Consider the following 19,039-nt stretch of genomic DNA (forward strand, 5'->3'; position numbering starts at 1 on the left):
GGGCCGGGCCACAGCAGACCGCAATCAGACCGCGGATACCGTAGCGGCCGACACCGACGCTCCCGCGCGCGGCACGCCACGCGCATCTTCGGGGTGCGGCGCCTGCGTCACGATGGAGGTCAGCGCCGGCTCGGCCGGCATGTGCACCAAAGCCTCCAGATCAGGGCGCGGCCTCTGGAGCCCAGGAATGCCAGTGAAAGCCTGTTCCAGCGATTGCCCTATGCCCAGCGTGAAGTGATCACCCCGGAACGGCCCCACCACCTGCAGCCCGAACGGCATGCCCGCTTCGTCACGCCCGCACGGCAGGCTGAGCGAGGGGTGGGTAGTGAGCGTGGTGACATAGGTGAGGCCGAGCCAGCGGTAGTAGTTGGCTTGCGCCTCTCCGTCGATATGACTGGCGAAGAGCGACGTCCACGGAAAGGGCGAAACCGGCGTGGTGGGCGCCAGGATCACGTCGAAGTCGCGGAAGGCCTGCTGGAAACGCGCCAGGATGCGCGTCTGCTCGGCCTGCGCCCAGGCGCTGTCGATCAGCGACATGGCGGCACCGATCTCGTAATTGGCGCGGGTGTTGGGGCCCAGGCTCTCCGGATCGCGCTGGTAGGCGTCGCGCGTGCTGGCCACGAAGGCCTCGGCGCGCAGCACGTCGAAGCAGCGATGCACATCGCCCAGGTCGAAGTCGATCGGGTCACAGCGCTTGAACAGGTGCCGCATGGCAGCGACCTTCTCGCGGAAGGTGCGGCGGATGCCCGCATCGACCGCGCAGGCACCGAAGTCCTCCGTGTAGCCCACGCGCAGGCCGGCCAGATCCACCGGCTCAGGATGCAGAAAGCTCATCGGGTCCAGCGGATAGCTCAGCGGATCGCCTGCCGACAGGCCCGCCGAGGCGGCCAGTTGCAGGCAGGCTTCGGCCACCGTGCGGCCCATGGGTCCAACGACGGAGAGTGGCGTCCAGCCCAGCAGCTTGCGCGAACTGGGCACCACGCCGGGCGAAGGCCGAAAGCCCACCACCCCGCACTTGGCGGCGGGGATGCGCAGCGAGCCGCCAGTGTCGGAGCCCGTGCAGACCGGCAACATATCGCAGGCCAGCGCGGCCGCCGAGCCTCCCGAGGAGCCGCCCGCATTCAGGTTCGGATTGAAAGGGTTGCCCGTGGCACCCCACACTGTGTTGCGCGAATTGGCGCCCGCGCCCATCTCGGGAATGTTGGTCTTGCCCGTGACGATGGCACCCGCCGCGCGCAGCCGAGCCACCAGCACGTTGTCCTCGGCAGGGATGTTTTCGCGGTAGATCTGCGAGCCGTAGGTGGTCAGCAGGCCGGCCGTGGCCTCCAGATCCTTCACCCCCATCGGCAGCCCGTGCAGCAACCCCAGCGGCTCGCCGCGCAGCACGGCCTGCTCGGCCGCACGGGCCTCGGCGCGGGCGCGGTCGTAGCAGGTAGCCGTGACGGCGTTGACATAAGGATTCACCGCGTCGATGCGCTCGATGCAGGCTTCGAGCAGTTCGACGGGCGAGATCTCGCGCTGGCCGATGCGGTGGCGGAGCTCATTGGCGGACAGCTCCACCAGGCGGGTGTCAGAAGTCATGTCGTTTCATCAAGAGAGGCGGACGGCCGGGCCGCCGTGGGTACTAGGCCGTGGGAGGGGGCTCAGTCGGCCTTGATGCCGGCACGCTGGGCGATGGCCCGCATCAGGGGCAGTTCCTTTTCGATCATCGCACTGACCTCCTTGCCGGGCATGAAGACGGGCTCGAAGCCATTGTCCAGCAGCTTCTGGCGCGTGCCAGGGTCGGCCATCGTGGTGGCGAGGGCCTGTTCAAGACGGCTCCTCACGGCAGGCGGCAGGCCCGCGGGAGCCACGAGGGCGAGCCAGGTATCCATCTCCAAGCCCGGGTAGCCGCTTTCGGCCAGGGTGGGCACCTGCGGCAGCAAGGGCGATCGGCGCGCCGAGGTAACGGCGATCGCACGGATCTTTCCTTCCTTGACCTGAGGCACGGCAGCGGACACGGTATCGACCGTGAACGGGATCTGCCCACCCATCAGGTCCACCATGGCCGGTGCGCTGCCTTTGTAGGGCACATGCTGAATCTTCAGGCCGGCGGCGTTGAAGAACATCTCTCCGGCGAACTGCGAGGTCGTGCCGGAGCCGAAGGAACCATAGGAATAGGTATCGGGTGCGGCCTTGACCGTGGCAACGAACTGCTTCAGGTCACGCACGGGCACATCCTTGCCGGCCAACAGCACCAGTCCGGTGCGTCCGGTCATGCCGATGGGCTCGAAGCTCTTGACCGGGTCATAGGGCAGCCGGGCGCGGATGGCGGGGTTCACGGTGAAGGTGGTGCCCGAGCTCATGAACAGCGTGTAGCCGTCGGGTGCAGCCTTGGCCACAAAGCTCGCGCCGATCACCGTGCCCGCGCCAGCCCGGTTGTCGATCACCACGCTCTGGCCCAGCACATCGCCCAGCTTCTTGCCGATAAGCCGGCCCAGCACGTCGGTGGCGCCGCCCGGCGGGAACGGAATGACCACCGTGATCGGCCGGGTGGGATAGGCCTCGGTCGCGGCAGCGATGCCGGGCGCGGAGGCACCCAGGGCGCAGAGCGCTGCGGGCAGCAGCAGGGACAGCATCATCTTCTTGCGGTTCATGGCGGTTCTCTCAGAAGGCGGTTGACGAAAAACGGAAGCGGAAGCGAAAAGGGGAAGATGGCCGGCGGCTCAGGCAGCGGGGCCTTGCGCCAGCAGCGCCCTACCCCGCTGTTCGAAGCGAACGTACTCGGCGGGTGGCACAAAGAGCCCCCCTGTGGTCCAGACCAGGTGCGTGGCCCGTTCCAGGCGGATGTCCAGGCCCGAGGCCTCCAGCCATCGCCGGCCTGCGGGGCTGTCCGCCAGCCACGCCGGGCCGCTGAAGCCGGCCGCAGCCGATGGCTCGATACGCTGACCCGTGGCGTCCAGCACCTGCACCAACTGGCGGAACAAGGTGTCGTCGCGCACGGTGAAGCAGCCCGAAATCACCGGCTGCATCAGCTCCGCCGCCAGCAGCGAGGCGCGCGGCACGGCGAGCCCATCGGCCTCGGTGGCGTTGGTCAGGCCGTGGTCATAGACGGAGGGGTGGGCGCCCTCGCCCGCCAGCATCTGCACCAGAAAGCAAGGCGACTGCACAGGCTCGGCGAAGAAGCAATGCACGTGCGGGCCCAGCAGCTGCCGCAGCCCGAAAGCGATGCCGGCGGGGGCTCCGCCCACGCCGCAGGGCAGATACACGAAGAGCGGATGCTCGGCATCCACCTCGATGCCCGCTTGCTGCAACTGGCCCTGCAGATGCAGAGCCGCTGCGCTGTAGCCCAGCAGCAGCGAGAGCGAACGCTCGTCATCCACGAAGTGGCAGAACGGATCGGCTTCGGCCTCGGCGCGGCCCGCGGCCACGGCGCGTTCATAGTCGCCTGCATGCTCCACCACCTGCACGCCACGCTGGCGCAGGCGTGCCTTCTTCCATTCCTTGGCGTCCGCCGACATGTGCACCACCGCCTTGAAGCCCAGCGCCGACGCGGCCACCCCGATGCTCAGGCCCAGATTGCCCGTGGAGCCGACCGCCACCGTGTAGCGACCGAAGAGTGCCCGGGCACGCGGAGAGGCCAGGGTGCGCCAGGCCTCAACCTGCGAATCAGGCGGAGTGGTCGGGTCCACCAGGCCGTGCTCCAGCGCCAGGCGCTCGGCGAATTCCAGCACCTCGTGCAGCCCGCCACGCGCCTTGATGGAGCCCGCTACCGGCAGGCTATGGTCGGCCTTGATCCAGAGCGCACCGGCCTGCGCCTGCAGCCCCAGCGCCGGTCGCAGCGCCTCGGCGGGCAGCAGGGGCGACTCGATCACTCCGCCGGTGGCCTGCAGTTCAGGGAACAGCTCGGCCAAAGCGCCGGCCCACCGCGCGAACCGGCCAGCGGCCGCCTTCGTATCACCCAGGCTAATGCCTTGGCCATCGGCGTCGAGCACGGGCTGCAGATCCGCGGCGCGGCTGGGGTTGGCCCAGAAAGCGGGCTCCGCATTGCGGATGCTGGACAACAGGAGATCGGGAACGGGGCATTCAGAGCGCATGGATCGCATTCTTGGGCAGGCAGGCGTCTGCACACAAAGCATTTATATTGGCCGCCATCATTAGTCATACTCATAGCGAAGACTTGGCAGCCCGCCCGTCGCAGACACTTGCCCGCCATGGACATCCGACTCTCCCCCTCACTGCTGGCCTGGCTGCGCGCGTTCGACGCGGCCGCCCGCCACGGCAGCTTTACCCGCGCAGCGGCCGAACTGTGCATTACCCAGGGTGCGGTCAGTCAGCAGGTCAAACAGCTGGAGCAGTGGCTCGGCCGGCCCGTGTTCCTGCGCGCGCCGCGTGCCCTGGTGCCCACGCCCGAAGGCAAATGGCTGGCGGTGGTGCTGCGCGAGAGCTTCGACGCGATCGAGAGCACGCTGGGCCAGATGCAGCGGCGAGGCGATGCGGAATCGCCGATCGCAACCCTCAGCTGTTCGCCCTCTTTCGCCATGCAGTGGCTAACGCCGCGCCTGGGTGAGTTCCTGCGCCAGCATCCCGAGGTGGGCCTGCGCGTATTCGGAGAATTCCACCGCCTGGACCGCACACGCATGGTGCAGGGCGGCATCGAGGCCGCCGTGCGCTTCGACCTGGGCGGCTACCCCGACTTGCAGGCGACCGTCTTTCTTGACGAATGGCTGATCCCGGTTGCAAGCCCTGACTTTCTGGCGGCCCATCCCGGCCTGCAGGAGCCCGCACAACTGCAGGGCGACTGGCTGCTGCATGACAGCACACCCTGGGAAGGCGCCCGCCCCCATGAAGAGTGGCAACAGTGGCTGAGCCAGGTCGGCGCACCCTTGCCGGCCTGGCACGGCGGACCCGAATTCAATCTCTCGCAGCTGGCACTGAGCGCGGCGCTGGCCGGCCGGGGCATCGCCATGGGCCGCGCCGCGCTGGTGCTCGACGATGTGATCGCCGGGCGCCTGGTGCCGCTTTTCGGCCGCAGCGTGGTCTCGCACGCGGCCTATTACTACGTGACCCTCCCGCAGCCCGGCACAGCCATGCAGTGGGTGGGCGAATGGCTGATCCAGGAGGGGCGGCGCTTCGCGCAACGGAGAGCCAGCGTCCTGCCGCCCCCCGCCTGATGCATTAGCTATTTAAAATGAGCTTTATCACAAATAAGCGTATAAATATGATCATGAATCCAGACTCCCCGCCCTCGCTGATCTCCAGCCTGGCAGCGGCACGCAAGGCGCAGCAGCTCACCCAAGCGCAACTGGCCGAGCGCGCTGGCCTCTCGCGCATGACGGTGCAGCGTACCGAAGGCGGCGATCTGGACCCACGCTTTTCCACCCTGGCCGAGATGGCCCGTGTATTGGGCATGGAACTGATCGCCGTGCCCAGCGCACTGAGGCCCGAGCTGCAGGCCTTCATCCAGGCCGGCGGGCGCTTTCTGGGCCAGCCGCCGGGTGCGGATGCACCGCCCTCGGTCGTGGATGGCCTTCGCCAGGGCTAGGCCCCGCCCAGAACCCACGCCCCAGCCATGTCCACCGCCATCCGCTACTTGCGCCTCTACCTGCACCAGCCTGCAGCGCTGGGTGCCGGTCGGCGGGGTATCGGATACCTCTCGCAGTACGGCGACATCCTGCGCGTGTCCTTCGACGCGGAGTACATAGCAGACCCGGCCCGCCCCACCCTGTCGCTGGCATACCGGGGCGATAGCGAGGCTGCCACGCGGCAGATCCTGACCTCGGCCCGCGACGCGCGGCTGGTGCGCACTGACGGCCGCTGGCCGGCGTATTTTCAGAACCTGCTGCCCGAAGGCCACAACCGCGACCGGCTGGCGCGCGAGCGTGGCTGCGGACCGGACGACGAATTCGAGCTGCTGGCAGCCGCCGGCCACGACCTGATGGGCGCGCTGGAGGTAGAACCGGTGCCGCCGCGCGAAGGCATTCCCGACGTGGTGCGCCACTGGCACACCACGCAAGGACTGGACGTGCTGGAGCCCGGCTTCGTCGAATACCCCGTGGAAGATGCGGCCTCGCTGCCAGGCGTGGTGACCAAGTTCAGCGCCGTGCAGGACGGGCGCCGCTACGTGGTGCGGCGCCGGGGCGCAGCGGGCAGCGTGATCCTGAAGCTGCCCACCACCGCACACCCCGACTTGGTGGACAACGAATTCACAGGCTACCGGCTCTGCCGGGCGCTGGGCCTGGAATGCGCGCAGGCCGCCATCGTCACCCGCGCAGAGGCCGACCTGCCCGAAAGCCTTCCCTTCGACAGCCTGCTGGCCGTGCAGCGCTTCGACCATCTCCCCGACGGCTCGCGCATCCACATGGAAGAGTTCAACCAGGTGCTGGGCTATACGCCGCGCCAGAAGTACGGCCGGGGCCTGCTGCACGATGGCACCACCATGCTGCGCGTGCTCGACCGCCTGAGCAGCCGCCCGGTGCAGGACGTGCGGGAATTCGTCACCCGCATGGTCGCCTTCACCCTGCTGGGCAATACCGACGCACACCTGAAGAACTGGGCGCTGATCTATCCCGACGGCCGCACGCCCTGCCTGGCACCGCTCTACGACCCGGTCTGTGTGGCCGCCTTCTTCGAGGGCACACCGCCCACGCAATACGCCGTGAACCGCGCCATCGACAAGACCTTGCGCGCTCTGACCTGGGCCGACCTGGAGGCGCTGCTCAAGGCCGCGGGCCTGCTGCGAGCGCCGCGCTACGTGGCCTGGGCACGTGAGGCGGTGGCGCAAGCCCAGGCCGAATGGCCGGCCCTGCTGGCCGAGGCGCCCGCCAGCCTGCGCGCCACGGTGCTGGAGCGGCTGCAGGGCGGCGTGGCCCTCACCGCATCGCGCCGCGCCTGAACGACGGGGCTCAGCGCGCCGGGGCCGCGCTCACGCGCCAGACCGCATTGCCCACGTCATCAGCCACCAGCAGGCCGCCCTTGGCATCGAGCGCCACGCCCACCGGGCGGCCCCAGGCCTTGCCGTCAGGGCTGACGAAGCCGCTCAGCACTTCGATCGGCCGGCCCTGCGGCTTGCCACCCACGAAGGGCACGAAGACCACGTTGTAGCCGCTGCGCGGCTTGCGGTTCCAGGAGCCGTGCTGGCCGATGAAGGCGCCGCTGGCAAGCGCGGGCGGCAGTGCCTTGTCGCGCGCCGGGTCGGAGAACGCCAGCCCCAGCGGGGCCACGTGGCTGCCCAGGGCGTAGTCGGGCGAGATGGCCCGGGCCACCAGCTCGGGCTGCGGCGGCTGCACGCGCTGGTCCACATGCTGGCCGTAGTAGCTGTAGGGCCAGCCGTAGAAGCCGCCATCCTTCACCGAAGTGAGATAGTCCGGCACGAGGTCGCTGCCGATCTCGTCGCGCTCGTTGACCACCGTCCAGAGCGCGCCGGTGCCAGGCGCCCAGGCCAGGCCGTTGGGGTTGCGCAGGCCGCTGGCGAAGAGGCGGTGCGCGCCCGTGGCGCGATCCACCTCCCAGATGGCGGCACGGCCGGCTTCGGCCTCCATGCCGTTTTCGGCCACGTTGCTGTTGGAGCCCACCGTCACATAGAGCTTGGCGCCGTCGGGACTGGCGATGAGGCTCTTGGTCCAGTGATGGTTGATGGGCAGCCCGGGCAGGTCCACCACCTTGGCGGGCGCGGCGGAGATCTGCGTCTGGCCTGTCTGGTACGGAACGCGCACCACCGCATCGGTGTTGGCCACGTAGAGCTCGCTGCCCACCAGCGCCATGCCGAAGGGGGAATGCAGGCCCTGCTGCAGCAGCACGCTGCGGGTCTCGGCCACGCCGTCGCCGTCGGTATCGCGCAGCAGCGTGATGCGGTTGGCCGGAGGTGCGCCGGAGCCGGCGCGCGCCATCACCTTGCCCATCACCCAGCCGCGCAGCTTCTGCCACAGGCTCTGGTCGGGCTGAGGGGGCTTCGCAGGCGTGTTGGTCTCGGCCACCAGCACGTCGCCGTTGGGCAGCACCAGCAGCCAGCGCGGATGGTCCAGCCCCTGGGCGAAGGCCGTCACCTGCATGCCGGCCATGGGCACAGGCTTTTGCCCCTGCGGCCAGCCTTCGGCGGGAGCGATGTTGACGGTCGGGATCAGCGACTTGTTCGGCTCGGGCAACGTGGGCGCCGGGCCCACGCCGGCCTCGAAGGGCAGCTTGGCGGTATCGCCGCAGGCCGACAGCGCGGCAGCGGCAATCAGGCCCAGCGCCATGGCGGGCCAGCGGGTACGCAAGGAGTGGCAGAAGACGAAAGCGCGGGGCTCTGGCATGGTGGGTGTCTTTCGGCAGGGGCAACAGAGGCCGCAGTCTGGCCTGGCGCCAACGGCCCTGTCTGTCAGCCGTTCGCCCGTCCACCCGCTGCTATCAAAATAAAAGCGCAATGCGCCCGTTTTGCATACGCCAGGGGGCGATTTGACCTGAACCAGCGGGTCAGTGCGACGCGGTCTTGGACAGCAGCTGGATCACGGCCACCCCGGCCACGATCAAGGCCATGCCGGCGATGGCCGCCGCATCGAGCTTCTGGCCGTACAGCACCCAGCCGACGACGGAAATCAGCACGATGCCCAGACCCGACCAGATGGCATAGACCACGCCGGTCGGAATGCTTTTCATCACCTGGGCCAGCATGAAGAAGGCCAGGCAGTAGCCGGCCACGGACAGCACCGAGGGCCAGAGCCGCTGGAAGCCATCGGACGATTTGAGGGCCGAGGTGGCGATGACCTCGGCCACGATGGCGATACCCAGGAGTGCGAAGGGATGCATGGAGGGGAAGCGAAGACAGACGGTTGAAGCGGGGCGAAAGGCGGGCCGCATGGGGCCCCGGGCGACGCGTGCCGCCCCATGACTCAGAACTATAAGCAACACGCGCCCTGGAGGCGCCGCCGCCGCTGGGCACCGTGCCTGTATCCTCGCCGCCTCCTCTGCGCCCTTGCGCGCCCGGTCTCGGTCTTTTTTCTCTGCAGCCCACTCCGCCATGTCCCAGCGCCCTCCTCTCTGCCCCTTTGCTCCGTCCCTGCCACACCCCCACCGGCTCATCGCCCTGTGCGCTGCCCTGGCCTGCGCGCCCAGCGCCTTCGCCCAGGCCGCGGCCGGCACCGCGACGCTGCCCACGGTCGATGTGCGGGGCGGGAGCACCGAGGCGCAGCGCCGCTTCGATGCCGCGGCCAGCTACACACGGGTGGACGTGGACGGCTTCACCGCGCCCACGCCGCTGGTCAACCTGTCGGAACTGCTGGCCGGCCAGCCCGGCGTGGTGGCACTGGACCGCCAGAACTACGCGCAGGACCTGCAGATCTCGGTGCGCGGCTTCGGCGCCCGGTCCACCTTCGGCGTGCGAGGCGTGCGCATCCTGGTGGACGGCATTCCCGCCACCATGCCCGACGGCCAGGGCCAGGCCGCCACGGCGCAACTACAGTCGGCCGCGCACATCGACGTGCTGCGCGGCCCGCTGGCGCAGCTCTACGGCAACTCCGCCGGAGGCGTGCTGCAGGTGACGACGCGCGACCCACGCCCGGGCGGCGGCGCGCAGGCCGCAGTGGCGGCGGGCTCCTACGGCCAGCGGCTGGCCGATGCCTCGGTCGATTTCGGCGACCGCACCCTGGGCGGACTGGTCGATGTCTCGCGCTTCGAGACCGACGGCTGGCGCGACCACAGTGCCACCCGCCGCACCCACCTGAACGGCAAGCTCGTGGCCCGCCCCGATGCCGACACCACCATCACCACCCTGGTCAACCTCTACGACCAGCCCCTGTCGCAAGACCCGCTGGGCCTGACGCGCTCGCAGTGGCAGGCCAACCCGCGCCAGGCCACGGCCCAGGCCTACGATTTCGACACGCGCAAGTCCGTTTCGCAGAACCAGCTGGGCGTGGTGCTGGAGCGGCGCCTGGGCGAGCACGACAGCGTGCGCGCCCGCGCCTACGGCGGCAACCGCCAGCTCACGCAGACCCTTTCGTTCAGCAGCGCGGCCGCCACCAGCTCGGGCGGCGTGGTGGACCTGGACCGCGATTACTACGGCCTGGGCCTGGCCTGGACGCATGCCACCCGCATGCCCTCGGGCCTGCCGCTGACCTGGACGGTAGGACTGGACGCCGACCGCCAGTCCGAGCACCGCCAGGGCTTCGTCAACAACAACGGCCAGAGCGGGGCCCTGCGCCGCAACGAGCAGGACCGAGCGTGCAACACCGACCTGTTCGCGCAGGTCGATGCCTGGATCGCCCCGCAATGGCGCGCCATCGCCGGGCTGCGCATGAGCCGCGTGCGCGCCTCGGTGGACGACCGCTTCATCAACGCCGCCAGCCCGGACGACAGCGGCCTGCGCACCTGGAGCCAGACCAGCCCCGCCGTGGGCCTGGTCTGGGCCGCGAGCGAGCAGCTGAACCTCTATGCCAACCTGGGCCAGGGCTTCGAGACGCCCACGCTCGCCGAAATGGCCTATAGCCGCGACAACACCGGGCCCAACTACGGCCTGGCCGCATCGCGCAGCCGGCAGGTGGAGCTGGGCGCCAAGTGGCAGGGAGCGGTCCACCGCGTGGAGGGCGCGCTGTTCGACGCCAAGAGCCGCGATGAGATCGTGCCTGCCGCCACCGTGAACGGCCGCACCGTCTATCAGAACGCCGACAACGTGCGCCGCCGCGGCCTGGAACTGGCCTGGAGCGCCAAGGCCGGCGCCTGGACGCCGCGCGCCGCCTACACCTGGCTGGATGCCTACTTCGGCAGCCCCTACACCGGCGCCAACAACGCCCGCGTGACCGCAGGCAACCGCATTCCCGGCACGGCGCGCCAGGTGGCGCAGCTGGCGCTGGACTACGCCCCCACGGCCGCCTGGCAGCTGGGCGCATCGCTGGATATCTCCAGCAAGGTGCAGGTGAACGACACCAACACCGCCGCCGCCCCCGGCTTCGCCGTGGTGGGCCTGCGCGCGGGCTACACCATCGGCGGCGGCGCAGCAGGCGGCTCCGGCCAGCCACGCTGGCAGCTCTGGGCACGGCTGGACAACCTGTTCGACCGCAACTACGTCGGCTCGGTCATAGTGAACGACGGCAACGGCCGCTTCTACGAGCCCGCGGCCGGCCGTCGCGTCATGGTCGGGCTGCGAGCCCAGTTCCTGTAAGGCTGGCAATCGCCGAGCGCCCCCGGCTTCCGTGAGAAGGAATGCGGGGATGGCCACCGACGCCTGGCGCACCTGCCTTGAAGAACGAGAAGGCCAGGAGACGGGCCGTGAAAGGTCGATGAATGCCGACCATGGCCTCGCCGAGCGCGTCATGAAGGATTCCGCGCTCATGCGCCAGCGGACACGCCCCGGCTACGGCCTGACCGACGCGAGGTTCCCCTCGCCCCCGAAGGAACGGCTACTTCTTGCGCGAGCCCAGGCGCGACTCGGTGCCGGCCATCAGGCGCTGGATGTTCTCGCGATGCCGCCAGACCAGCAGTGCCGACATGGCGGCGATCGACACGCCGATGCGCGCATCGCCGTCCCAGGCCACGCCGCCACCCAGCACGTAGTAGGCCGGCGCAAACACTGCCGACACCAGCGAGGCCAGCGACGAATAACGGAATAAGAAGGCGATGATGATCCAGGTCAGCAGCGTGGCCAGGCCCAGCCAGCCGCTCACGCCCAGCAGCACGCCCAGCGCCGTGGCCACGCCCTTGCCGCCCTGGAAGCGGAAGAACACCGGCCACAGGTGGCCCAGGAACGCCGCCAGTCCCACCAGCGCCTGCGTCCCCTCTTCCATGCCATAGGGCTGGCCGAACCAGCGCACCAGCACCACGGGCAGCCAGCCCTTGAGCGCATCGAACAGCAGCGTGACGACGGCAGCCGCCTTGCTGCCCGAGCGCAGCACGTTGGTGGCGCCGGGGTTCTTGCTGCCATAGGTGCGCGGATCGTTCAGACCCATGACGCGGCTGACGATCACGGCGAAGGACAGCGAGCCCAGCAGATAGGCGGCAACGGTGGCAAGGAGCGGGTACAGGGCGGTCAAGGTCTTGTCTCGGAGAAGGGAGGAATCGTCATCGGCGTGCGGCCGGCCACGGCCGGCCGCCGGAAGGCTGGCTATTCTGCCAGCGCGCACTGCACGGGCCGCGCGCCCAGCAGTTCGACGCACACCTGCGGATCGAGCTGCACCAGGAAACCCCGCCGCCCGCCGTTGATGGCGATGCGCGGCAGCGCCAGGATGGTCTCCTCGATATAGATCGGCATCTCGCGCCGCGTACCGAACGGCGAGGTGCCGCCCACCAGATAGCCGCTGTGGCGGTGGGCGACCTCGGGCTTGCAGGGCTCGACCGACTTCGCTCCGATCTGCCGCGCCAGGTTCTTGGTGGACACCTTGCAGTCGCCGTGCATCAGCACGATCAGCGGCTTCGCATCCTGGTCCTGCATCACCAGGGTCTTGACCACCGCATGCTCATCGAGCCCCAGCTGCCGCGCCGACTCGGCCGTGCCGCCATGCTCCACGTACTCGTAGGGATGCTCCGTGAACGCCACCTTGTGCGCACGCAGCAGCTGCGTGGCCGGCGTCTCGCTCACATGCGCGGTCTTGTCTTTCTTGGCCATACTTCAGAAATGATAGCGTTATGCGCTTGATCCACAAGCGCCCGCGGCCATTTTCACCCAAAGATCAGAGCGCGGGCGATCCCGGCCAACGCCGATGGCACTGCTGGCACCGCCAGCCGCACTCGCCTCCCAAAGAATCAGAAGGCCGCGGAGCAGGCCACGCCAGCGAACGCCGTGGATCGGGCTGCGCCCGTCCACCGGCGTTGTCCCCCTTCCCGAATCGCGCAGCGATTCGAGAGAAGGGGGAAGGCGCGCAGCGCCTCAGGGGGATGCCCCCAATCACTGCGCCGGGTCGCGCAGCTCCCAGCGGATGGCGTCGATGGCCGCCAGCAACTCGGGGGACAGCTGCGTGTTCCAGGCGTCCAGGTCCTCGTCCAGCTGCGCCATCGAGGTCACGCCGATGATGGTGCTGGCCACGCGCCAGCTGCGATAGCAAAAGGCCAGCGCCAGCTGCGTCGGCGTGAGGCCATGGTCGCGCGCCAGCTGGTTGTAGCGGCGGGCGGCGGCCAGCGACTCGGGCCGGCCCCAGCGCTGCTTGCGCACCGATTCGTAGCGGGCGATGCGGGCACCCTGCGGCGCGCCGGCGTCGGTCGGCGCATGCTGGTCGAACTTGCCCGTCAGCAGGCCGAAGGCCAGCGGCGAATAGGCCAGCAGCGACACGTCCAGCCGGTGGCAGCTTTCGTCCATGCCGTTGTCCCAGCTGCGGTTGACGAGGCAGTACGGGTTCTGCACCGTGGCCACGCGCGGCAGGCCGTGGGCTTCGGCCAGGCGCACGAATTCATGCACGCCCCAGGGCGTCTCGTTCGACAGGCCGATGTGGCGCACCTTGCCCGCCTGGACCAGCCCGGCCAGCGCGTCGAGCTGCTCGCGGATCGGCGTCTTCGACGTTTCCTTGGCCGGGTCGTAATACAGCGCGCCGAAGGCCGGCACGTGCCGCTCGGGCCAGTGGATCTGGTAGAGGTCGATCACGTCGGTCTGCAGGCGCTGGAGGCTGGCGTCGCACGAGGCCACGATGTCGGCCGCCGTCATCCCCTGGCCTTCGCGCACCCAGGGCATGCCGCGCGAGGGGCCGGCCACCTTGGTCGCCAGCACCACCTTGGCGCGGGCGCCGGGGCGCTGGGCGAACCAGCGGCCGATGATGGCTTCGGTGGCGCCAAAGGTCTCGGCGCGGGCGGGCACGGCATACATCTCGGCCGTGTCGATGAAGTTGACGCCGCGCTCCAGCGCGCGGTCGAGGATGGCGTGGGCATCGGCTTCGGCCACCTGCTCGCCGAAGGTCATGGTGCCCAGGCAGATGGGGGTGACGCGCAGATCGCTCTGGCCCAGCGGAACGGTGTTCATCATGAAAAGAAGGCTTTCTTGGACGGACAAGCGGCGCAGTTTACGGGCCGCCTGCGAGGTCTGCAGAAGAGGGGCTGTCGCCCGCGAGCCAGTGCGCAGGGCGCGTTCCGGAATAATCCCCGCCCATGTACCAGCCCGCCCGCCCCTGCCGCACCGAAACGATCGCCCTGCGCAACCTCGACTACCACGTACGCCTCTGGGGCGAAGACAGGGGCGATGGCGGCGGCAGCCATGCAGACCGGCCCCTGCTGGTGCTGGTCCACGGCTGGATGGACGTGGGTGCCTCCTACCAGTTCGTGGTGGATGCGTTCTCCAGCGCCTTCGCCGAAGGCCGCCGCATCATCGCGCCCGACTGGCGCGGCTTCGGCCTGACCATGCCCCCCGCCCCCTGCGACCACTACCAGATGGCCGACTACCTGGGCGACCTGGAACGCCTGCTGGACCACTACGCCCCCGGCCAGGCCGTCGATCTCGTGGGCCACAGCATGGGCGGCAACGTGGCCATGACCTATGCGGGCGCCCGCCCCTCGCGCATCCGGCGCCTGGTCAACCTCGAAGGCTTCGGCATGCCCGACGTGCCCGCCGCCAAGGCACCCGACCGCTACGCGCAATGGCTGGACGAGCTGGCCCAGTACGAGCGCGGCGAAAAGGACCTGAAGAGCTACGACAGCGCCGAAGGCGTCGCCCAGCGGCTCATGAAGACCAACCCGCGCCTGGCGCAGGGCAAGGCCGCCTGGCTCGCCCGCCAATGGGCCCGGCCCGGCACCGACGGCCGCTGGCGCATCCTGGGCGATGCGGCCCACAAGATCGTGCGCCCCCACATCTACCGCGCCGACGAGACCCTGGCGCTCTACGAGCGCATCGTGGCCCCCACCCTGGCCGTGGAGGCCAGCGACGACAGCCTGGGCATGTGGTTCAAGGGGCAGTACACCCTGGCCGACTACCACGAGCGCCTGCTGCGCGTGCGCGACTGCCGCACGGCCCTGGTGCAGGACGCGGGCCACATGCTGCACCACGACCAGCCACGGGCCGTCGCCGCGCTGATCGAGGAATTCCTCTCGGCGGAAGCGCCACAGACCTAGCAGCACCAAGGCACCGCAGCCCGCGCCCCGCCTGGGCTGGTCGCTACACTTTTCGATGCATCGCCGCCACGCCGCCGCGGCGGCCAGCGCCGGGCCGGGGCATTGGCCCGGCCGGACCCCGCCCGTGAGAAAATCGCCGGTTACGCTGACATTCACCAAGAACACAGGACACCCGCACCATGGACGCAGAACGTATCAACCTCATCGGCACCACCCTCCAAGACCTGGCTCTGCGCACGCAAGAGTTACGGAGGTATCTTTGACTTCGATGCCAAATTCGAACGCCTGCGCACGGTAAACGCCTCGCTGGAAGACCCGGCCGTCTGGAACGATCCCAAGAAGGCCCAGGAACTCGGCAAGGAACAGAAGTCGCTCTCCAGCGTGGTCGTCACCCTGGACAAGCTCACCCGCGAGCTGGCCGACAACACCGAGCTCTATGACATGAGCAAGGAAGAAGGCGACGAAGCAGGCCTGGAGACCATCGAGGCCGAAACCGCCAAGCTGCGCCCGCTCATCGAAGAGCTGGAATTCCGCCGCATGTTCAGCAACGAGGCCGACCCGCTCAACTGCTTCGTCGATATCCAGGCCGGCGCCGGCGGTACCGAGGCCTGCGACTGGGCCAGCATGCTGCTGCGTCAGTACCTGAAGTACGCCGAACGCAAGGGCTTCAAGGCCACGGTGGAAGAAGAGACCCCGGGCGACGTGGCCGGCATCAAGAGCGCCACGATCAAGATCGAGGGCGAATACGCCTATGGCCTGCTGCGCACCGAAACCGGCGTGCACCGCCTGGTGCGCAAGAGCCCGTTCGACTCCTCGGGCGGCCGCCACACCTCGTTCGCCTCGCTGTTCGTCTATCCCGAGATCGACGACTCCATCGAGATCAACATCAACCCGGCCGACGTGCGCACCGACACCTACCGCGCCTCCGGCGCGGGCGGCCAGCACATCAACAAGACGGATTCGGCCGTGCGCCTCACGCACATCCCGACCGGCATCGTCGTGCAGTGCCAGGACGGCCGCAGCCAGCACAGCAACCGCGACGTCGCCTGGCAACGCCTGCGCTCGCGCCTCTACGACTTCGAGATGCGCAAGCGCATGGAAGAGCAACAGAAGCTGGAAGACACCAAGACCGATGTGGGCTGGGGCCACCAGATCCGCAGCTACGTGCTGGACAACAGCCGTATCAAGGACCTGCGCACCAACGTCGAAATCTCCGCCACCCAGAAGGTGCTGGACGGTGATCTCGACGCCTTCATCGAAGCCTCCCTCAAGCAGGGCGTGTAACCCCTCCAACACGCCCGGAAAGCCCCAAGCCATGATGCGAGAAGGACAAGCCACCGCCATCCACCGTGCCGACTACGCCGCCCCGGCGTACTGGATCGACGCCGTGGATCTCACGTTCGACCTGGACCCGGCCAAGACCCGTGTCCTCAACAAGATGCGCGTGCGCCGCAACAGCGGCGTGCCCGCCGCGCCGCTGCGCCTGCACGGCGACGAGCTGAACCTGGCTCGCGTGCTGGTCAACGGCGCCGGCACGTCGTTCAAGATGGAAGGCAGCTGCCTGGTGCTGGAGAACCTGCCCGAAGGCGATGCGCCCTTCGAGCTGGAGATCTTCACCACCTGCTGCCCGGCCAAGAACACGCAGCTGTCCGGCCTCTACGTGAGCCAGGGCACGTTCTTCACGCAGTGCGAGGCCGAGGGCTTCCGCCGCATCACCTATTTCCTCGACCGGCCCGACGTGATGGCCAGCTACACCGTGCTGCTGCGCGCCGACAAGGCCCAGTACCCGGTGCTGCTGTCCAACGGCAACCTGATCGAGCAGGGCGAACTGGAAGACGGCCGCCACTTCGCGCGCTGGAACGATCCGCACAAGAAGCCCTGCTACCTGTTCGCATTGGTGGCCGGCAAGCTGGTGGCGCGCGAGCAGCGCATCCGCGCCCGCAGCGGCACCGACCACCTGCTGCAGATCTACGTGCGCCCGGGCGACCTGGAAAAGACCGAGCACGCGATGAACTCGCTCATGGCCAGCATCGCCTGGGACGAAGCCCGCTTCGGCCTGCCGCTGGACCTGGAACGCTTCATGATCGTCGCCACCAGCGACTTCAACATGGGCGCCATGGAGAACAAGGGCCTGAACATCTTCAACACGAAGTACGTTCTGGCCAGCCAGTCCACCGCCACCGACGTGGACTTCGCCAACATCGAATCGGTGGTCGGCCACGAGTACTTCCACAACTGGACCGGCAACCGCGTCACCTGCCGCGACTGGTTCCAGCTCTCGCTGAAGGAAGGCCTCACCGTCTTCCGCGACCAGGAATTCAGCCTGGACCTGGCCGGCAGCCCGTCCGCGCGCGCCGTCAAGCGCATCGAGGACGTGCGCGTGCTGCGCACCGTGCAGTTCCCCGAAGACGCCGGCCCCATGGCCCACCCGGTGCGGCCCGACAGCTACGTTGAGATCAACAACTTCTACACCGTCACCATCTACGAAAAGGGTGCGGAAGTGGTGCGCATGCAGCACACCCTGGTGGGCCGCGAAGGCTTCGCCAAGGGCATGAAGCTCTACTTCGAGCGCCATGACGGCCAGGCCGTCACCTGCGACGACTTCGCCCAGGCCATCGCCGACGCCAACCCCGAGAGCGACCTCGCCCGCCTGCTGCCCCAGTTCAAGCGCTGGTATTCCCAGGCCGGCACGCCGCGCGTGCGCGCCGTGGGCGCCTACGACGCGGCCGCTCGCAGCTACCGCCTCACGCTGAGCCAATCCCTCGCGCCCACGCCCGGCCAGACCGAGAAGCTGCCGATGGTCATCCCCGTCGCGCTGGGCCTGCTGGATGCGAACGGCCAGCCGATCGCGCTGCAGCTCGAAGGCGAAGCCACCACGGGTGCCACCGACCGCACCGTGGTGTTGACCGAGCCCAGCCACAGCTACACCTTCGTCAACATCGACTCCGCACCCGTGCCTTCGCTCCTGCGCGGCTTCAGCGCACCGGTGCACCTCGACATCGACTACACCGACGACGAGCTCCTGGCCCTGCTGGCGCACGACACCGACGCCTTCAACCGCTGGGAAGCCGGCCAGCGCCTGGCGTTGCGCATTGCTATCAATGCCATAGCAGAAGGCGCAGGCGATACGGGCGCTGTGGCCTCGATCGCCCCCGATCTGCTGCCCGAAAGCTTCATCACTGCCATGCGCGACGTGCTGCGTCACCCGACGCTGGACGCGGCGTTCAAGGAACTGGTGCTGGCGCTGCCCTCCGAGGGCTACATCGCCGAGCAGCTGGACGTGGTGGACCCGCAGCGCATCCACGCAGTGCGCGAGGCCCTGCGCACGCAGCTGGCCACCGCCCTGCGCCCCGAATGGGAAGCCGCCTGGGAGCAGCACCACGACACCGGTGCCTACCGGCCCGACGCGCTCTCGTCCGGCCGCCGCGCGCTCGCCGGCATGGCCCTCTCCATGCTGTGCGTGGCAGCGCGCGAATCGGGCGACACCGTCTGGCCCGGCCGCGCCTACCAGCGCTTCAAGGACGCCGGCAACATGACCGACCGCTTCAACGCCCTGAGCGCGCTGGTCGTGAGCGGCCAGCCGCTGGCCGAACAGGCGCTGGCGCGTTTCCACGCCATGTTCAAGGCTGAAGCCCTGGTGCTCGACAAATGGTTCGCCCTGCAGGCCAGCGCACCCGATCGCGGCGGCCAGGCGCTGGCCACCGCCAAGGCCCTGCTCGCCCACCCCGACTTCAGCCTGAAGAACCCCAACCGCGCCCGCAGCATGATCTTCAGCTACTGCAACGCCAACCCCGGCGGCTTCCACCGCGCCGACGGCGCGGGCTACGCCTTCTGGGCCGACCGCGTGCTGGAGCTCGACGCCATCAACCCGCAGGTCGCGGCACGCCTGGCCCGCAGCCTGGACCGCTGGAGCAAGCTGGCCGAGCCCTACCGTTCGGCCGCCCGCCAGGCGATCGAGCGCGTGGCCGCCCGCCCGGCGCTCTCCAACGACGTGCGCGAAGTCGTCACGCGGGCGCTGGCCGACTGAGCGCCCCGCCCCGCCGCAGCACACAAGCCTGTCCTT

At 69.0% G+C, this 19,039-nt stretch carries 15 protein-coding genes; 7 read left to right on the top strand and 8 right to left on the bottom strand.

What is annotated here, in order from left to right; genetic code table 11:
- Positions 1-24 precede the first annotated feature (24 nt).
- The 3 genes from AC3A84_RS08785 to dsdA form a co-directional block, all read right to left on the bottom strand.
- A complete protein-coding gene (locus AC3A84_RS08785) occupies positions 25-1,581 on the bottom strand; it encodes an amidase (RefSeq protein WP_487969208.1) in 1,557 nt (518 codons plus the stop codon).
- Positions 1,582-1,643: 62 nt separating this feature from the next.
- Entirely contained in the window at positions 1,644-2,636 is a 993-nt protein-coding gene (locus AC3A84_RS08790) for a Bug family tripartite tricarboxylate transporter substrate binding protein (RefSeq protein WP_487969209.1), read from the bottom strand.
- A 69-nt stretch (positions 2,637-2,705) separates the two neighbouring features.
- Entirely contained in the window at positions 2,706-4,076 is a 1,371-nt protein-coding gene (dsdA, locus tag AC3A84_RS08795; protein WP_487969210.1) for a D-serine ammonia-lyase, read from the bottom strand.
- A gap of 117 nt (positions 4,077-4,193) precedes the next feature.
- On the opposite strand from dsdA, the gene AC3A84_RS08800 reads away from it, so the two are divergent.
- The 3 genes from AC3A84_RS08800 to AC3A84_RS08810 are packed head-to-tail and all read left to right on the top strand — an operon-like array spanning position 4,194 to position 6,874.
- Complete coding sequence (locus tag AC3A84_RS08800; RefSeq protein ID WP_487969211.1) at positions 4,194-5,153, top strand: LysR substrate-binding domain-containing protein; 960 nt, start codon at positions 4,194-4,196, stop codon at positions 5,151-5,153.
- Between the two features lie 53 nt (positions 5,154-5,206).
- Positions 5,207-5,524, top strand: a complete 318-nt coding sequence (locus AC3A84_RS08805; protein ID WP_487969213.1) for a helix-turn-helix domain-containing protein — start codon at positions 5,207-5,209, stop codon at positions 5,522-5,524.
- Positions 5,525-5,551: 27 nt separating this feature from the next.
- Positions 5,552-6,874, top strand: a complete 1,323-nt coding sequence (locus tag AC3A84_RS08810) for a type II toxin-antitoxin system HipA family toxin (protein WP_487969214.1) — start codon at positions 5,552-5,554, stop codon at positions 6,872-6,874.
- 10 nt (positions 6,875-6,884) lie between these two features.
- Here AC3A84_RS08810 and AC3A84_RS08815 read toward each other — a convergent pair whose 3' ends face one another.
- Both AC3A84_RS08815 and AC3A84_RS08820 read right to left on the bottom strand, forming a co-directional pair.
- A complete protein-coding gene (locus AC3A84_RS08815) occupies positions 6,885-8,216 on the bottom strand; it encodes a PQQ-dependent sugar dehydrogenase (RefSeq protein WP_487969334.1) in 1,332 nt (443 codons plus the stop codon).
- A gap of 217 nt (positions 8,217-8,433) precedes the next feature.
- Complete coding sequence (locus AC3A84_RS08820; RefSeq protein ID WP_487969215.1) at positions 8,434-8,766, bottom strand: SMR family transporter; 333 nt, start codon at positions 8,764-8,766, stop codon at positions 8,434-8,436.
- A 211-nt stretch (positions 8,767-8,977) separates the two neighbouring features.
- Between AC3A84_RS08820 and AC3A84_RS08825 the strand changes: the two genes are divergently transcribed.
- Positions 8,978-11,113: a TonB-dependent receptor family protein gene (locus AC3A84_RS08825; RefSeq protein ID WP_487969216.1), complete on the top strand. Its 2,136-nt coding sequence runs from the start codon at positions 8,978-8,980 to the stop codon at positions 11,111-11,113.
- 238 nt (positions 11,114-11,351) lie between these two features.
- Here AC3A84_RS08825 and plsY read toward each other — a convergent pair whose 3' ends face one another.
- From plsY to AC3A84_RS08840, 3 genes are all read right to left on the bottom strand, one after another.
- Positions 11,352-11,981: a glycerol-3-phosphate 1-O-acyltransferase PlsY gene (gene plsY, locus AC3A84_RS08830; RefSeq protein WP_487969217.1), complete on the bottom strand. Its 630-nt coding sequence runs from the start codon at positions 11,979-11,981 to the stop codon at positions 11,352-11,354.
- 71 nt (positions 11,982-12,052) lie between these two features.
- Complete coding sequence (gene ybaK / locus AC3A84_RS08835) at positions 12,053-12,553, bottom strand: Cys-tRNA(Pro) deacylase (protein WP_092939518.1); 501 nt, start codon at positions 12,551-12,553, stop codon at positions 12,053-12,055.
- A 279-nt stretch (positions 12,554-12,832) separates the two neighbouring features.
- The gene (locus tag AC3A84_RS08840; protein WP_487969336.1) at positions 12,833-13,894 is read right to left on the bottom strand and encodes an aldo/keto reductase; all 1,062 of its coding nucleotides are present in this window, start codon (positions 13,892-13,894) and stop codon (positions 12,833-12,835) included.
- 125 nt (positions 13,895-14,019) lie between these two features.
- Between AC3A84_RS08840 and AC3A84_RS08845 the strand changes: the two genes are divergently transcribed.
- From AC3A84_RS08845 to pepN, 3 genes are all read left to right on the top strand, one after another.
- The gene (locus AC3A84_RS08845) at positions 14,020-14,976 is read left to right on the top strand and encodes an alpha/beta fold hydrolase (protein ID WP_487969218.1); all 957 of its coding nucleotides are present in this window, start codon (positions 14,020-14,022) and stop codon (positions 14,974-14,976) included.
- Positions 14,977-15,155: 179 nt separating this feature from the next.
- Positions 15,156-16,260, top strand: a protein-coding gene (gene prfB / locus AC3A84_RS08850; protein ID WP_139222791.1) for a peptide chain release factor 2 whose coding sequence is annotated in 2 segments (ribosomal slippage) — positions 15,156-15,236 and positions 15,238-16,260 — 1,104 coding nt in all. Because the reading frame shifts where the segments join, the coding sequence is not laid out codon by codon here.
- Between the two features lie 34 nt (positions 16,261-16,294).
- On the top strand, positions 16,295-19,003 hold the full coding sequence (gene pepN / locus AC3A84_RS08855; RefSeq protein WP_487969338.1) for an aminopeptidase N: 2,709 nt from the start codon (positions 16,295-16,297) through the stop codon (positions 19,001-19,003).
- Positions 19,004-19,039: the final 36 nt, after the last annotated feature.

The sequence above is a fragment of the Paracidovorax sp. genome (assembly GCF_057642795.1).

Excerpts from the sequence above, each read along its gene's own strand:
- AC3A84_RS08810 (WP_487969214.1), top strand. The coding sequence starts at position 5,552 with ATGTCCACCGCCATCCGCTACTTGCGCCTCTACCTGCACCAGCCTGCA.
- AC3A84_RS08805 (WP_487969213.1), top strand. The coding sequence starts at position 5,207 with ATGAATCCAGACTCCCCGCCCTCGCTGATCTCCAGCCTGGCAGCGGCA.
- AC3A84_RS08840 (WP_487969336.1), bottom strand. The coding sequence starts at position 13,894 with ATGAACACCGTTCCGCTGGGCCAGAGCGATCTGCGCGTCACCCCCATC.
- AC3A84_RS08825 (WP_487969216.1), top strand. The coding sequence starts at position 8,978 with ATGTCCCAGCGCCCTCCTCTCTGCCCCTTTGCTCCGTCCCTGCCACAC.
- AC3A84_RS08820 (WP_487969215.1), bottom strand. The coding sequence starts at position 8,766 with ATGCATCCCTTCGCACTCCTGGGTATCGCCATCGTGGCCGAGGTCATC.
- AC3A84_RS08845 (WP_487969218.1), top strand. The coding sequence starts at position 14,020 with ATGTACCAGCCCGCCCGCCCCTGCCGCACCGAAACGATCGCCCTGCGC.
- pepN (WP_487969338.1), top strand. The coding sequence starts at position 16,295 with ATGCGAGAAGGACAAGCCACCGCCATCCACCGTGCCGACTACGCCGCC.
- ybaK (WP_092939518.1), bottom strand. The coding sequence starts at position 12,553 with ATGGCCAAGAAAGACAAGACCGCGCATGTGAGCGAGACGCCGGCCACG.
- AC3A84_RS08790 (WP_487969209.1), bottom strand. The coding sequence starts at position 2,636 with ATGAACCGCAAGAAGATGATGCTGTCCCTGCTGCTGCCCGCAGCGCTC.
- AC3A84_RS08785 (WP_487969208.1), bottom strand. The coding sequence starts at position 1,581 with ATGACTTCTGACACCCGCCTGGTGGAGCTGTCCGCCAATGAGCTCCGC.
- AC3A84_RS08815 (WP_487969334.1), bottom strand. The coding sequence starts at position 8,216 with ATGGCGCTGGGCCTGATTGCCGCTGCCGCGCTGTCGGCCTGCGGCGAT.
- dsdA (WP_487969210.1), bottom strand. The coding sequence starts at position 4,076 with ATGCGCTCTGAATGCCCCGTTCCCGATCTCCTGTTGTCCAGCATCCGC.
- AC3A84_RS08800 (WP_487969211.1), top strand. The coding sequence starts at position 4,194 with ATGGACATCCGACTCTCCCCCTCACTGCTGGCCTGGCTGCGCGCGTTC.